13 protein-coding genes and 2 tRNA genes are annotated in these 15,467 nt (G+C 46.6%); 2 read left to right on the top strand and 13 right to left on the bottom strand.

The features are described from left to right. Window positions 1-13: 13 nt before the first annotated feature. Both ubiU and A3K86_RS11470 read left to right on the top strand, forming a co-directional pair. On the top strand, window positions 14-1,021 hold the full coding sequence (gene ubiU, locus A3K86_RS11475; protein ID WP_068331047.1) for a ubiquinone anaerobic biosynthesis protein UbiU: 1,008 nt from the start codon (window positions 14-16) through the stop codon (window positions 1,019-1,021). 12 nt (window positions 1,022-1,033) lie between these two features. Continuing rightward, window positions 1,034-1,912 carry a U32 family peptidase gene (locus A3K86_RS11470; protein WP_068331045.1) on the top strand — a complete coding sequence of 293 codons (879 nt, stop codon included), beginning with the start codon at window positions 1,034-1,036 and terminating at the stop codon, window positions 1,910-1,912. A 94-nt stretch (window positions 1,913-2,006) separates the two neighbouring features. Here the strand turns inward: A3K86_RS11470 and nlpI are convergent, their stop codons facing one another. The 13 genes from nlpI to folP form a co-directional block, all read right to left on the bottom strand. Then, window positions 2,007-2,930 carry a lipoprotein NlpI gene (nlpI, locus tag A3K86_RS11465; RefSeq protein WP_068331043.1) on the bottom strand — a complete coding sequence of 308 codons (924 nt, stop codon included), beginning with the start codon at window positions 2,928-2,930 and terminating at the stop codon, window positions 2,007-2,009. 288 nt (window positions 2,931-3,218) lie between these two features. Beyond that, window positions 3,219-5,333: a polyribonucleotide nucleotidyltransferase gene (gene pnp, locus A3K86_RS11460; protein ID WP_068331041.1), complete on the bottom strand. Its 2,115-nt coding sequence runs from the start codon at window positions 5,331-5,333 to the stop codon at window positions 3,219-3,221. Between the two features lie 288 nt (window positions 5,334-5,621). Then, window positions 5,622-5,891, bottom strand: a complete 270-nt coding sequence (rpsO, locus tag A3K86_RS11455) for a 30S ribosomal protein S15 (RefSeq protein WP_048898018.1) — start codon at window positions 5,889-5,891, stop codon at window positions 5,622-5,624. A 163-nt stretch (window positions 5,892-6,054) separates the two neighbouring features. Then, complete coding sequence (truB, locus tag A3K86_RS11450; protein WP_068331038.1) at window positions 6,055-7,002, bottom strand: tRNA pseudouridine(55) synthase TruB; 948 nt, start codon at window positions 7,000-7,002, stop codon at window positions 6,055-6,057. Window positions 7,003-7,005: 3 nt separating this feature from the next. Next, on the bottom strand, window positions 7,006-7,407 hold the full coding sequence (gene rbfA / locus A3K86_RS11445) for a 30S ribosome-binding factor RbfA (protein WP_068331036.1): 402 nt from the start codon (window positions 7,405-7,407) through the stop codon (window positions 7,006-7,008). Between the two features lie 89 nt (window positions 7,408-7,496). Beyond that, complete coding sequence (gene infB, locus A3K86_RS11440) at window positions 7,497-10,238, bottom strand: translation initiation factor IF-2 (RefSeq protein ID WP_068331034.1); 2,742 nt, start codon at window positions 10,236-10,238, stop codon at window positions 7,497-7,499. A gap of 25 nt (window positions 10,239-10,263) precedes the next feature. Continuing rightward, a complete protein-coding gene (gene nusA, locus A3K86_RS11435; RefSeq protein ID WP_068331031.1) occupies window positions 10,264-11,751 on the bottom strand; it encodes a transcription termination factor NusA in 1,488 nt (495 codons plus the stop codon). Window positions 11,752-11,773: 22 nt separating this feature from the next. Then, the gene (gene rimP / locus A3K86_RS11430; RefSeq protein ID WP_068331321.1) at window positions 11,774-12,229 is read right to left on the bottom strand and encodes a ribosome maturation factor RimP; all 456 of its coding nucleotides are present in this window, start codon (window positions 12,227-12,229) and stop codon (window positions 11,774-11,776) included. A gap of 174 nt (window positions 12,230-12,403) precedes the next feature. After that, window positions 12,404-12,480 (bottom strand) — tRNA-Met (locus A3K86_RS11425). Window positions 12,481-12,539: 59 nt separating this feature from the next. Further along, a tRNA-Leu gene (locus tag A3K86_RS11420) sits at window positions 12,540-12,624 on the bottom strand. An 11-nt stretch (window positions 12,625-12,635) separates the two neighbouring features. Further along, window positions 12,636-12,968 carry a preprotein translocase subunit SecG gene (gene secG, locus A3K86_RS11415; protein WP_068331029.1) on the bottom strand — a complete coding sequence of 111 codons (333 nt, stop codon included), beginning with the start codon at window positions 12,966-12,968 and terminating at the stop codon, window positions 12,636-12,638. Window positions 12,969-13,223: 255 nt separating this feature from the next. Beyond that, the gene (glmM, locus tag A3K86_RS11410) at window positions 13,224-14,561 is read right to left on the bottom strand and encodes a phosphoglucosamine mutase (protein ID WP_068331027.1); all 1,338 of its coding nucleotides are present in this window, start codon (window positions 14,559-14,561) and stop codon (window positions 13,224-13,226) included. A gap of 19 nt (window positions 14,562-14,580) precedes the next feature. Continuing rightward, complete coding sequence (folP, locus tag A3K86_RS11405) at window positions 14,581-15,414, bottom strand: dihydropteroate synthase (RefSeq protein ID WP_068331025.1); 834 nt, start codon at window positions 15,412-15,414, stop codon at window positions 14,581-14,583. Between the last annotated feature and the right edge of the window lie 53 nt (window positions 15,415-15,467).

Here is a 15,467-nt window from a genome sequence, read left to right as displayed (position 1 = left end):
AGATAAAGATAATATGGAGCTGCTTTGCCCCGCTGGTAACCTTCCAGCCTTGAAGACCGCCATCGATAATGGCGCTGATGCGGTTTATATCGGCTTTAAAGACGATACAAACGCCCGCCACTTTGCCGGCTTAAACTTTACAGGACGTAAATTAGAAAAAGCGGTGCAGTATGTACGTGATCACGACAAAAAACTGCATGTTGCCCTGAATACATTTGCGCACCCAGACGGTTTCAATCGCTGGACAAAAGCGGTAGATAACGCAGCAGCTATGGGCGTCGATGCGCTGATCGTGGCTGACATTGCCGTGCTTGAATACGCAGCAACCCAATACCCGGATTTAGAGCTTCACCTCTCGGTACAAGCTTCAGCAACCAACACCGCGGCGATTGAGTTCTACAAAAACAACTTCAATGTGAAGCGTGTGGTATTGCCACGCGTCCTGTCGATCCACCAAGTGAAGCAACTGGCGCGTAATACCGATATGGAGCTAGAGGTATTTGCCTTTGGTAGCCTATGTATCATGTCGGAAGGTCGTTGTTACCTGTCTTCTTACATGACGGGTGAGTCACCAAACACTGTCGGTGCTTGTTCACCAGCCAAGTACGTTCGCTGGCAGGAAACCGACCAAGGTTTGGAATCGCGTCTGAATAACATTCTGATCGACCAATACGCCAAAGGTGAAAACGCAGGTTACCCTACCCTGTGTAAAGGCCGTTTCGACGTAAACATTAGTGGCGAAAACCGCCGTTACCACGCGCTTGAAGAACCAACCAGCTTGAACACCTTAGAGATCTTGCCTGAGCTATTCAAAGCCAATATTTCTTCAGTGAAAATCGAAGGCCGCCAACGTAGCCCTGCTTACGTTGAGCAAGTGACGCGCACATGGCGTGCGGCCATTGATCGCTACTTGGCTAACCCAGAGGGCTACAGCGTTGAGCCTGCGTGGAACGCATGTTTAGGTAATGTTTCTGAAGGTAAGCAAACCACCCTAGGTGCTTACCACCGTAAATGGCAATAAAGGAGCCAATTAATGAAGTACTCTCTTGGCCCACTACTCTACTTTTGGCCAAAAGCCGACGTAGAAGCCTTTTACCAACAAGCGAAACAGTCAGACAGCGACATCATCTACCTAGGTGAAAGTGTTTGTTCTAAGCGCCGCGAAATGAAACCAGCACATTGGTTTGATATAGCCAAAGACATTGCTGATTCAGGCAAGCAAGTGGTGCTATCAACCATGGCGCTGCTAGAAGCACCAAGCGAAGTGAATGTGATGAAAAAATACGTCGACAATGGCGATTTCATCATTGAAGCGAACGACGTATCTGCAATCCAGCTTGCCCACCAAAACAAAGTACCTTTCGTGGTTGGTCCTGCTATCAACTGCTACAACGCGCAAACCCTAAACCTGTTTTTAAAACAAGGTATGGTGCGCTGGTGTATGCCAGTTGAGCTTTCTCGCGAATGGCTACAGAACGTATTGGTTGATTGTGAAAAGCTAGGTATTCGTGGCAAATTTGAAACCGAAGTATTCAGCTACGGTTACCTACCACTGGCATACTCAGCACGCTGCTTCACAGCGCGCGCTGAAGACAAAGCCAAAGACGACTGTGAAACCTGCTGTATCAAATACCCGACCGGCATTCAGGTGCACAGCCAAGAAGGGCAAAGTGTGTTCAACCTTAATGGTATTCAAACCCAATCAGGTTACTGCTACAACCTGATCAACGACCTGAAAACCATGGACGGCATTGTTGACGTGGTTCGTCTAAGTCCACTTGGCACAGAAACACTGGATTTGATCACCGAGTTCAAACAAAACGAACAAGGTCAGACGCGCCACCCATTACAAGATGGTCATCACTGTAACGGTTACTGGCACAACCTTGCGGGCTTGAACATCGAAAGTTAATCGCAACTTTCGCCAAGCTCCCATTAAAAAGCCGCGCTCAATAAGATTGAGCGCGGCTTTTTTATTTTCTCGGCAACAATTGCTCTGAATAAGCTTAGTTAACTTGAGCTTGCCCTGATTGTTTCGCCTCCAGCATGGCTTGTTGTTGCGCTTGGTACTGACTCAATACTCGCCCCGTTTCCAACAAGGCAAAACGGTGCTCGACAAATTCATACACATTGCCCGCCAAAGTCAGTTTGTACAGCATCAGAGCTGCTGAATAATTTTGCTCGTGCTGATAACGTTTCGCTAAATAGAAATAACCTTCGGTTAAACGCTCTGCAAGCTGATCGTTATTTTCACTGCCGCTAGCGATTTCTTTCAGGTAATCACTCTCGCTGATATCCGCTAAATACATACGAACAATCAACCAACCCCAGTCTTGCTTGTCGCTGGCATCATAACGTAAACGTAGCTTTTCTTGCGCTTGCTCTGGTGTACGTTCCAGATCAACCAAATACAACCAGATCACCCGGTAAGGGTCATTAATATTTTGCTGATAGTGCATCAGTAAATCTTCGTGCGCGAGATCTAAGCGACCACCATAGTACAAAGCAATACCCCGGTTACGCTGGGCAAACGGGTGTAGCATGCTGAGCTCTAGCGTCGAGTCAAACGCTTCATAAGCCGCGTCAAAGTGCGCACTCTGCGTAAAGTACACCCCGAGGATATTAAACACATCAGGCTGATCAGGTTTGAGCGATAGCGACTGGTTAAAGTCTAAACGCGCTAAATCACGCAGTCCGAGACTGTCGTTAAGCAACCCTCGCTCGTAATACATCTGCGCTAGCGTGGCGTTATCTAAATCATCGCGCTTCATCAATTGTTCGATCCGCGCTAGTTGGATCTGCTGTTGGATGGTTGGTTGCAGCGGCACAGCCATCGGCGGATGGGTCCACATCGTCTTGGTTGATGTCGCACAACCCGAAAGCAGCATGACAGCAGCAATACAGGCGAGCTTTAACCTATTGGCAATCAATATCCTTCTCCTGAGATTATTGGATGCTCACCAGTTTGAATCAAAACATCAGGGCAAGCATCTATATAAATATTTGATCTTGGGTAATTAAGCTTAGTATACCAAGCTAAGTTAGCGCATGTAGCACCAATTACGCAGAAATTATTGCGCCACCGTTACAGCAATGAAGCAAAGTGCGGCAGGTATAAAAATAAGTTTGGTATTACCTTAGTCTATTTGCTCGCAGTCTGGGAAAGACAGGCATTAAAAAAGGGGCTTAAAAGCCCCTTTTATCAGCAAGAATCAGACTTAGCCTTGTGGCTGTTCGTCTTGAGCTGGTGCTTGTTCAACAGCTTCTTTCATGCTTAGACGGATACGGCCTTGACGGTCGATTTCAAGAACTTTAACTTTAACTTCTTGACCCATCTCTAGGTGATCAGTCACTTTCTCTACACGCTCTTGAGCAATTTGAGAAATGTGTACTAGACCTTCTTTAGTACCAATCACAGATACGAACGCACCGAAGTCTACGATACGCATTACTTTACCTGTGTAGATACGACCTACTTCAACGTCAGCTGTGATTTCTTCGATGCGGCGGATAGCTTCTTTCGCTTGGTTACCGTCAGTCGCAGCGATCTTCACTGTACCGTCGTCTTCGATCTCGATAGTAGTACCAGTCTCTTCAGTAAGAGCACGGATAACTGCACCACCTTTACCGATAACGTCTTTAATCTTGTCTGAGTTGATCTTCATTGTGTGAATGCGTGGAGCAAACTCAGAGATATCGTCACGGTGAGTACCGATTGCTTCGTCCATAACACCAAGGATGTGCTGACGTGCACCTTTCGCTTGGTTTAGAGCGATTTGCATGATCTCTTTCGTGATACCTTCGATCTTGATGTCCATTTGAAGTGCTGTGATACCGTCGTTAGTACCCGCAACTTTAAAGTCCATGTCACCTAGGTGGTCTTCGTCACCAAGGATGTCAGAAAGAACAACGAAATCGTCGCCTTCTTTCACAAGCCCCATAGCGATACCCGCTACAGACGCTTTGATTGGCACACCTGCATCCATAAGAGCAAGAGAAGTACCACATACAGAAGCCATTGAAGATGAACCGTTAGATTCAGTGATTTCCGATACTACACGTACTGTGTATGGGAATTCATCAACAGAAGGCATTACCGCTGCGATACCGCGCTTCGCCAGTTTACCGTGACCAATTTCACGACGCTTAGGCGAACCTACAAAACCAGTTTCACCTACACAGTATGGAGGGAAGTTGTAGTGTAGTAGGAAGTGATCTTTACGCTCACCAGTTAGCTCATCAATGATTTGAGCATCACGTTGAGTACCAAGCGTCGCTGTAACTAGCGCCTGAGTTTCACCACGAGTGAATAGAGATGAACCGTGAGTACGTGGAAGTACACCAGTACGTACGTCTAGCGCACGAACCATGTCTTTTTCACGACCGTCGATACGTGGGTTACCAGCAATGATGCGGCTACGTACAACGTTCTTCTCTAGAGAACCTAGCATGTCGCGGATTTCGCGCTCATCTAGCTCTTCGTTTTCAGCTAGTAGTGCTTCAACTACGCTAGTTTTGATTTCGCCTACTTTCTCGTAGCGCGCCATCTTCTCAGTGATTTGGTAAGCTTCAGACAGTTGTGCTTCTGCTTTCTCAGCAACAAGCGCTTTCAGCTCAGTGTTTACTGCTGGTGCTTCCCAATCCCAAGCTGGAGTTGCAACTTCTGCCGCGAACTCGTTGATTGCGTTGATAACTGTTTGCTGTTGGTCGTGACCAAATACTACCGCTTGTAGCATTTGCTCTTCAGTTAGGCGGTCAGCTTCTGACTCAACCATTAGTACTGCAGATTCAGTACCTGCTACAACTAGGTCTAGACGGCTTTCTTCTAGCTCAGTGTTGCTTGGGTTAAGTACGAATTGATCGTTGATGTAACCTACACGTGCCGCACCAATTGGACCATTGAATGGGATACCAGAGATTGCTAGTGCAGCTGATGTACCAATCATTGTTGGGATATCAGGCTGAACATCAGGGTTAACCGAAACTACAGTTGCGATAACTTGTACTTCGTTTTTGAAATCATCTGGGAATAGCGGACGAATTGGACGGTCAATCAGACGCGCAGTCAGTGTTTCGCCTTCAGATGGACGACCTTCACGCTTGAAGAAACCACCAGGGATTTTACCCGCAGCGTAAGTACGCTCTTGGTAGTTAACTGTTAGTGGGAAGAAGTCTTGGCCTTCAACTGCTGTTTTTTTACCAACAACAGATACGAACACAGATGTGTCATCCATGCTAACCATTACTGCAGACGTTGCTTGACGTGCCATAACACCAGTTTCGATGGTAACTGTGTGGTTACCGTACTGGAAAGTCTTTACGATAGGATTCACGTGAATTTCCTTAATATATTCCGCTTTCTATTTCGTCGGTAAGTATATCTGACATAGATAGAAGCGTCATGTGATGAAACCCACTTTACGTTAATTTCACGTATCGCGACTAATGACAGTTCTCTTTGTATATTCACAAAAAACGCTGTTATTAGCCGCGACCTAATGGTCGACGAAAACGACCGTGCTATTAAGTAAGTTGGGCGCGTTAGCTTCTTAACCACTCGCGAAAGTAGATAAGAGCCATAAAAAGAAAGGAGCCATCAGGCTCCTTTCTAAAAAGCAATCTTAGCGACGTAGGCCTAGACGCTTGATTAGGTCTTGGTAACGATCTAGGTTTTTACCTTTTAGGTAATCTAGAAGTTTACGACGACGAGAAACCATACGTAGTAGACCGCGACGGCTGTGGTGATCGTGTTTGTGATCAGCAAAGTGGCCTTGCAGGTGGTTAATTTGCGCTGTTAGAAGAGCAACTTGAACCTCTGGAGAACCAGTGTCGTTTTCACATTGTGCGTATTCAGCAACGATTGCTGCTTTAGTTTCTGCATTCAGAGACATAACTTTATCCTAATACAATAATTTTAAAATTTGTGCAGCCAATCTCTGATTCAGCCGCACCCAAGCCGCGAATTATACGTGGCACTTTTACTGACTACAAGCAAAAAGAGCGACTACCTAAGTAATCGCTCTTTTATCTATTATGAAGCAGATGCTGTCATCATTATTGCGCGGGTTGATTCGCCATCACACGCTTCGGTGCCAACATGCCATCAGCATCGATCACACCTACACCAATGAATTCACGCTGTTCACCCACTGTGATACGCACCGTCGTCCCTTCTGCTGGAACTGGTCCTGCTTGCACAGGGTTTCCGTGCAGAATGTAGGTCGCCAGTGCTGGAGTGATCTGCACTTCAGGCAAATCTTGAACGGCGGTATCGGTTGGTAGCAGTAGCGGATCTAATAGCTCGCCCGGCGAGATATCTTGTGATTTCGCTTGCTCCAACAGCGCTTCAAGCTGCTCGATAGTCACCATACGCTCAATAGGATACTTAGCAACACCGGTGCGACGTAAGTAAGTCACGTGGGCACCACAACCTAGCATTTCACCTAAGTCATCAACGATAGTACGGATGTAAGTACCTTTCGATACATGCAGTTCCATTTCCACTTCGTTGTTGCTAAAGCGTAATAGATCAACCGAGTACACGGTGATTTTACGAGACTCACGCGGTACTTCGATTCCCTCACGGGCATATTCGTACAGCTTACGACCTTGGTACTTCAATGCAGAGTACATCGATGGAATTTGATCCGTCGTACCACGGAACTTAGCAATACAACGCTCAAGCTGACCACGGTCAACCTTCACTTCGCGCGTTTGTACCACTTCACCATCTGAATCTGAAGTATCAGTACGCTCACCCAGCTTCGCAATCACACGATAGCGCTTATCAGAATCTAACAAGAACTGGGAAAACTTGGTCGCTTCACCAAAACAAATTGGCAGCATACCGGTAGCAAGGGGATCAAGCGCGCCAGTGTGACCCGCTTTTTGCGCGAAGTAGATACGCTTTACTTTTTGCAGCGTATCGTTGGAAGAAATACCCGTTGGCTTGTCGAGTAAAATAACTCCATCAATAGGACGACCTTTACGACGACGTGCCATGACTTATTCCTCGCCCTTATCTTCGCTGTCTTCGTCTACGCGGCGATCTTCATCATCACGTACCGCTTTAGACACAAGGTTCGAAATACGCATACCTTCGGTTAACGATTGGTCGTAGATGAACGTCAGTTCTGGCGTTACACGTAGACGAATTTGCTTACCAAGTAGTGAACGAATGTACGGTGCCATTTCGCGTAGTACTTCTAGACTTTCTTCTGGCGTTTGTTCACCAACCGTTAGGAAAGTCACGTAGATTTTTGCATAACCCATATCGCGTGATACATCTACGCTTGAAATGGTTGTCATGCCAATGCGCGGGTCTTTAAGCTCACGCTGTAGGATAACCGCCAGCTCTTTCTGTAGCTGCTGTGCTACACGCTGGGTACGGCTGAATTCTTTTGCCATAGTAGCAATCTCTCTCTATGAAAGAATGGGGAGCCGAAGCTCCCCATAGGTTGTTTGTGTCATCAGACAAGCATTAACAACCTTGTCGATTAGTCAAGAGTACGTTTAACTTCAACGATTTCGTACACTTCGATTTGGTCACCAACGCGAACATCGTTGTAGTTCTTAACGCCGATACCACATTCGTAGCCGTTCTTAACTTCGTTAACGTCATCTTTAAAGCGACGTAGTGACTCAAGCTCACCTTCGTAAATAACCACGTTATCACGTAGTACACGGATAGGGTTGTTACGCTTGATGATACCTTCAGTAACCATAGAACCAGCGATTGCGCCGATCTTAGGAGACTTAAATACGTCACGTACTTCAGCAAGACCGATGATTTCCTGTTTGAATTCAGGAGCAAGCATACCGCCCATTGCCGCTTTAACTTCATCAATCAATTGGTAAATGATTGAGTAGTAACGTAGGTCTAGGTTTTCGTTCTCGATCATACGGCGTGCAGGTACATCAGCACGTACGTTGAAACCAAGAATGATAGCGTTAGATGCTGCTGCAAGTACTGCATCAGTTTCTGTGATACCACCAACACCAGAACCAACAACGTTCACTTTAACTTCGTCAGTAGACAGTTTAAGTAGTGAATCAGCGATTGCTTCGATAGAACCTTGTACGTCAGCTTTCAGTACTACGTTCAGTTCAGCAACATCACCAGCAGTCATGTTAGAGAACATGTTCTCTAGTTTCGCTTTTTGTTGACGTGCTAGTTTAACGTCACGGAATTTACCTTGACGGTAAAGTGCAACTTCACGTGCTTTACGCTCATCACGTACCACGGTTGCTTCATCACCTGAAGCAGGCACGCCTGAAAGACCTAGGATCTCAACTGGGATTGAAGGACCCGCAGCTTCGATGTCTTTACCTAGTTCGTCACGCATTGCACGAACACGGCCGTGCTCTAGACCACAAAGAACGATGTCGCCCTTACGTAACGTACCAGACTGAACAAGGATAGTTGCAACTGGACCGCGACCTTTATCTAGACGAGATTCAACAACAACACCGCTTGCCATGCCTTCTTCAACTGCTTTCAGTTCAAGAACTTCAGATTGAAGTAGGATAGCTTCAAGAAGACCATCGATGTTAGTACCTTGTTTCGCAGAGATGTGAACGAACATGTTCTCACCGCCCCACTCTTCAGGAATAACGTCGTACTGTGCCAGCTCGTTCTTCACGTTGTCTGGGTTAGCATCTTCTTTATCGATCTTGTTCACAGCAACAATCAGAGGAACACCTGCCGCTTTTGCGTGCTGGATTGCTTCGATTGTTTGTGGCATTACGCCATCGTCTGCTGCTACTACTAGAACAACGATATCTGTCGCTTGAGCACCACGAGCACGCATTGCGGTAAACGCGGCGTGTCCTGGAGTATCAAGGAAAGTGATCATACCGTTGTCAGTTTCTACGTGGTATGCACCAATGTGCTGTGTAATACCGCCCGCTTCGCCTGAAGCAACGTGCGCTTTACGGATGTAGTCAAGTGTTGATGTTTTACCGTGGTCAACGTGACCCATGATAGTAACAACAGGTGCGCGAGATACAGCTTCTGCTGTTTCTTCACGATCTGACATTAGGGATTCTTCAAGCTCATTCTCTTTACGAATGATAACTTTGTGACCCATTTCTTCAGCAACAAGCTGAGCAGTTTCTTGGTCGATAACTTGGTTAATCGTTACCATTGCGCCCATCTTCATCATTACTTTGATGATTTCAGTCGCTTTCACTGACATTTTGCTAGCCAGTTCAGAAACAACGATCGTTTCGCCAATTACAACGTCTGCTTTAGCAACAGTTGCTGACTTATCGAAGCCTTGCTGCATAGATGTTGGAGCATTAACTTGTTGCTTGCCACGACCACCGCGACCACCGCGTTGGTTACGGCCACCGCGACCTTTGTTACGGTCGTCAGTTTTTGCAGCTGGTTTCTTCTTCTTACGACGACTGCCTTCTTCTTTGCGATCAGCTTCATCTTCAGCAGCACGTGCGTGGCTAGATGTTGTCGTGTGGTAATCAGATTTTTCCATGTTCGCTGTTGCCTGATCAGTATTTGACCAGTTTTTCTCGTTTTGTTCTGCCATCTTGCGTGCCTCTTCTAGCTGACGCTGACTCTCTTCTTCGGCTTTACGCTTGGCTTCCTCTTCCCGGCGACGTTGTAGCGCCTCAGCTTCTTTCTTAGCCTGTTCATCAGCGGCGGCGCGCTTAGCCTTCTCTTCGGCTTCACGCTTAATTTCAGCTTCGCTTTCGACCTTACCCTTGGTCTCTTGCTTAGCTTTTTCTTCTGCCTCTTGCTTAGCTTTTTCTTCAGCTAAGCGCTTCTCTTCAGCTTCGCGTTTCGCTTTTTCTTCAGCGTCACGCTTCGCTTGCTCTTCTGCTTCGCGACGGGCTTGTTCTTCCGCTTCACGCTTGGCTGCTTCTTCAGCTTCACGTTTTACTGCATCTTCAGCAGCGCGTTGCTCTTCTTCAAGAGCGGAACGTTTTACGTAAGTGCGCTTTTTGCGCACTTCAACCTGAACATTTTTGTTCTTACCACCCGAGCCAGACACACTCAATGTGCTGCGGGTTTTGCGTTGCAACGTTAAGCGAGTTGGAGCGGCATCGTCACCGCTTCCGCCGTGTTCCTTTTTAAGGTGCGAAAGCAGTTCCTGTTTTTCACTTTGATTTACACTATCTTCAGCTTTCTTGCTGATACCAGCGTCGGCAAACTGTTTAAGCAAGCGATCAATTGGCGTTCCAATTTCCTCAGCCAATGCTTTAACGGTAACCTCTGACATGTTGCGCCTCCCTTGCTAGTAAGTATTAAGCTTCGTCGCTGAACCAGCAGATGTTACGAGCAGCCATGATTAGCTCACCCGCTTTTGCTTCGTCCAGACCTTCGATATCAAGCAAATCGTCTGTACCTTGGTCCGCTAGGTCTTCCAGTGTGCTTACACCTTTTGCCGCTAGCTTGAACGCCATCTCGCGCTCTAGGCCTTCTAGGCCAAGTAGGTCTTCAGCTGGCTCAGCACCGTCTAGAGACTCTTCTTGTGCTAGTGCAAGCGTAGTTAGCGCTTCTTTCGCACGGCTACGTAGTGCGTCAACTGTATCTTCATCAAGACCGTCAACTTCTAGTAGCTCGCTTACTGGAACGTAAGCAATCTCTTCAAGGGTAGTGAAACCTTCTTCAACCAATACAGTTGCGAAGTCTTCATCGATATCAAGGTGCTTAGTGAAAGCATCAATTGATTCTTGCGCTTCTTCTTGGTGTTTCTTCTGTAGATCAGCCACAGTCATCACGTTTAGTTCCCAGCCAGTAAGCTGAGATGCTAGACGTACGTTTTGACCGTTACGACCGATAGCTTGTGCTAGGTTATCTTGTTCTACAGCGATATCCATAGTGTGGTTATCTTCATCAACGATGATAGAGCTAACCTCAGCTGGCGCCATTGCGTTGATCACGTATTGTGCAGGGTTTTCGTCCCACAATACGATATCAATACGTTCACCGCCTAGCTCACCAGAAACAGCTTGAACACGAGCACCGCGCATACCAACACACGCACCTACTGGGTCGATACGCTTGTCGTTAGTTTTTACTGCGATTTTCGCACGAGAACCAGGATCGCGTGCTGCGCCCATAAGTTCAATAACTTCTTCTGCAATTTCTGGCACTTCAATGCGGAATAGTTCAGACAGCATTTCTGGCTTAGAACGTGTCATGAACAGCTGGAAGCCGCGTGCTTCTGGCGCTACTCGGTAAAGTAGTGCACGTAGACGGTCACCCGCGCGGAAGTTTTCGCGTGGTAGCTGGTCATCACGTTGGATGATTGCTTCAGCATTGTTACCTAGGTCAACGATCACAGCGTCACGGTTAACTTTCTTAACCACACCAGTGATTAGCTCACCTTCATTATCTACGAATTGCTCAACGATTTGTGCACGCTCAGCTTCACGTACTTTCTGTACGATTACTTGCTTCGCAGTTTGCGTCGTAATACGGTCGAACGTTACAGATTCAATTTGATCTTCAACGTAACCGTCTAGCTCGATAGTTTCATCTTCGAACTGTGCCGCTTCAAGGGTGATCTCAAGTGTTGGTTGAGTCACTTCTTCTACTGCTTTCCAACGACGGAATGTTTCGAATTCGCCAGTTTTACGGTCGATCTCAACACGTACGTCGATTTCAGCTTCATGTTTCTTCTTTGTTGCTGTTGCTAGTGCAATCTCAAGCGCTTCAAAGATACGCTCACGAGGAACAGCTTTTTCATTGGATACCGCTTCTACGACAGCCAAGATTTCTTTGTTCATTTCTAATGCCCCAATTTAGCGTTTAGAATTTTGGAACCAGGTTGGCCTTGGAAATATTGCTTAGTGCAAATGTTTCTTCATTGCCATCTACTTTAAGAGTGACTAGTTCACCTTCGACAGAAATGATGTCACCTTTCCACTTACGACGGTTACCCATCGCCATTTTCAATACCAGGCTGACCTCGTGGCCAATAAACTGTTGGTAATGTGCAACTTTAAATAGCGGCCTTTCCAGTCCAGGGGAAGACACTTCTAAGTTGTATGCCACAGTAATAGGATCTTCTACATCCATTACCGCGCTGATCTGACGGCTAACTTCCGCACAGTCATCTACAAAAATGCCGTTTTCATGATCAATGAATACGCGCAATGTAGAGTGCTCACCAGCTCGGATAAACTCCAAACCAACAAGCTCATAGCCTAAAGCAACTACAGGTGCTTCAAGCAATTCGGTTAATTGCATCTCTAAAGCTGTCAAAACAACCCCCCGGAAACAAAAAAAGGGCATAAAGCCCAGTAAATACCTGAATGGTCATGTTTCAGATAATAAAAAACCCCGAATTACGGGGTTTTTTATTACTGGACCCTGATATCACAGCTAAGCTGTGATAGAAAAACAACCTTTCGTAAGAATAGTTGATTTTCGGAAAAGTGGTTGCGGGGGCCGGATTTGAACCGACGACCTTCGGGTTATGAGCCCGACGAGCTACCAAGCTGCTCCACCCCGCGTCCGTAATCTGAGGGCGATTATACGCATCAGATGTTACTATTTCAAGTAACCAGAATAATGGTGCCGAGAAGGGGACTTGAACCCCTACACCTTGCGGCACTAGCACCTCATGCTAGCGTGTCTACCAATTTCACCATCTCGGCTGAATCTTTAATTACTGAGGAATGTCGCTATTTACAGGTGCATTCTCAGTTTTTTCTACAGCTTGCTCAGTTGCAGGGACAGTTAAGTTTTCCCAGCCGCTGGTTTCTGCATGCTGTTTTGCGCTTAAGTTACCTAACACAAGGCTAATAACGAAGAAAATCGTTGCGCAAACTGCTGTCATTCGGGTTAAGAAGTTTCCAGAGCCGCCAGCGCCAAACAGTGTACCTGAAGCACCAGCCCCAAATGAGGCTCCCATATCTGCGCCTTTACCTTGTTGAACCAAAACTAGGCCAATAACACCAAGCGCAGCCAACAGATAAATCACAAGTAGAATTTCGTACATGGGTTCCACCTATGTTCCATTTATTAGTTGTGCCAGCTTTGCTAAAGCAGTGCCAGCGCGCTCCTCTTTAAGGAGCGGAGAAGATACTAGCGAAAGCAAAACTGACTGACAAGTAAAAATTATCGCTTTTGTCGCCTTTTAATGTTACTTGAGCAACAAATAGCCAAAAACTGTAATTTAAGCTTAATGTTACAAAACCATCCTGCCAATATGCACAAATATCAACAGGATGATTTTTCGTTAAGCTAACAAGACTTAACAGTTTTCTTCTACAGCGCGGGCAATCTCTAATGCGTACTCTTGTACAAGCTCGGCGTTTTCACCTTCCACCATCACACGGATCAATGGCTCTGTGCCTGATTTACGCAGTAGAACACGCCCTGTGTCACCCAGCTTAGCTTCCACCGCTTGCGTTGCCGCAATCACCGCGTCTGATTCTAATGGGTTTGAATCGCCTTTAAAGCGTACATTTTCCAGCACCTGTGGGAACATGGTCATGCCGTCAGCGAGCTCTTTCAGCGACATCTTGCTTCCCACCATCGATGCCATCACTTGCAGACCTGCAACGATACCGTCACCAGTAGTGACTTTGTCCAATAAGATAACGTGACCTGAGTTTTCAGCGCCAATCAACCAATCATGGTTTTGTAGCTCTTCCATTACGTAGCGGTCACCCACTTTGGCACGAACAAAAGGAATACCTAGGTTCTTCAGCGCTACTTCCATGCCCATGTTGGTCATCAGAGTACCAACAACACCGCCTTTTAACTCACCACGACGAAGAGCATCACGGGCGATGATGTACGCAATTTGGTCACCATCGATCTTATTACCTTCTTCATCAACCATGATCACACGGTCGCCGTCGCCATCAAGGGCAATACCAAAGTGTGCTTTCTCTTTAACCACTTTCGCTTGTAGTGCACGAATATCTGTTGCACCAACTTCGTGGTTGATATTCGTACCGTTTGGCTCACAGCCAAGCGTGATCACTTCTGCACCCAGTTCTTTAAATACTGCCGGCGCAATGTGGTACGTTGCACCGTGAGCACAATCGACCACAATCTTGTAATCAGACAGGTCGTATTTGGTTGGGAATGTGCCTTTACAAAACTCGATGTAACGACCTGCGGCGTCGTCGATGCGGTATGCTTTACCCAACTCTGCAGACTCTACACAAGTCAGTGGCTTATCAAGCTCAGCTTCAATCGCCAGCTCAATCTCATCTGGCAATTTAGTACCTTGCGCAGAGAAGAACTTAATACCGTTATCGTAGTAAGGGTTATGCGATGCTGAAATTACGATCCCTGCTTCCGCACGGAAAGTACGTGTTAGGTACGCTACCGCTGGTGTTGGCATTGGGCCAGTAAATGCAGCTTGTAGACCAGCAGCAGCTAAACCTGCTTCAAGCGCAGATTCCAGCATGTAGCCTGAAATACGTGTATCTTTACCGATCAGTACTTTTTTAGTGCCTTGCTTTGAAAGTACACGGCCAGCAGCCCAACCTAGTTTCAAAACAAACTCAGGTGTAATTGGACCTTCACCAACCAGACCACGTACACCATCGGTACCAAAATACTTACGTTCAGCCATTCTTTTTCGCTCCTAGCTCTTAATCCATCTGCATTTTTGTCATCTGGCACACCTTGACCGCATCCACTGTTTCAGCAACATCGTGAACGCGAATAATATGGGCGCCTTTGAGGGCAGCGATGGTGGCACACGCCAAGCTTCCCGCTACCGCTTCTGCAGGCTTTTTATCTAATAACTTAAAAATCATTGATTTGCGCGACATACCAACCAGTAACGGCAAACCAAATTGATGAAATTTATCTAAATGTGCAAGCAAATGATAATTATGCTCAAGGGTTTTACCAAACCCATATCCAGGGTCAAGCAATAATTGGCTTTTCGCGATCCCCGCCTCTTCGCAGGCTTGAACTCGCTCAGCTAAAAACTGACTCACATCAGTCAGCACATCGTCATAACTCGGTTGGTGCTGCATTGTACGCGGTTGACCTTGCATATGCATTAAGCAAATCGGGACATTCGCTGCTGCTGCGGCTGCCAAAGCGCTCGGTTCCTGCAGAGCACGAACATCATTGATTAGGTCAGCTCCTGCATTTACCGCTTCTGTCATTACTTGCGCTTTACTGGTATCGATCGATATCCAGCAGTCAAAACGCGAGCGGATCGCCTCAATAACTGGCACTACCCGCGCTAGCTCATCACCCACACTCACATCAGCAGCTCCCGGTCGAGTTGATTCACCGCCAATATCGATAATGGTCGCCCCAGCATTGAGCATTTGCTCTGTGTGGCGAAGTGCATTATCAAACTGATTAAACTTACCACCGTCGGAGAAAGAGTCAGGGGTAACATTCAAAATCCCCATGACTTGCGGAGTCGTGATATCGAGAGTTTTATCTTTACTGGTCAAGATCATTGAGAGGCATTCCATGTGAGTCGAATAGGTTTTAAATCATATCAACACCACAA

It is taken from the genome of Photobacterium jeanii, assembly GCF_001650345.1.
GTDB lineage: Bacteria > Pseudomonadota > Gammaproteobacteria > Enterobacterales > Vibrionaceae > Photobacterium > Photobacterium jeanii.
The sequence above is the reverse complement of the archived record's forward strand: the minus strand, read 5'-3'. Positions and strand labels throughout refer to the sequence as shown.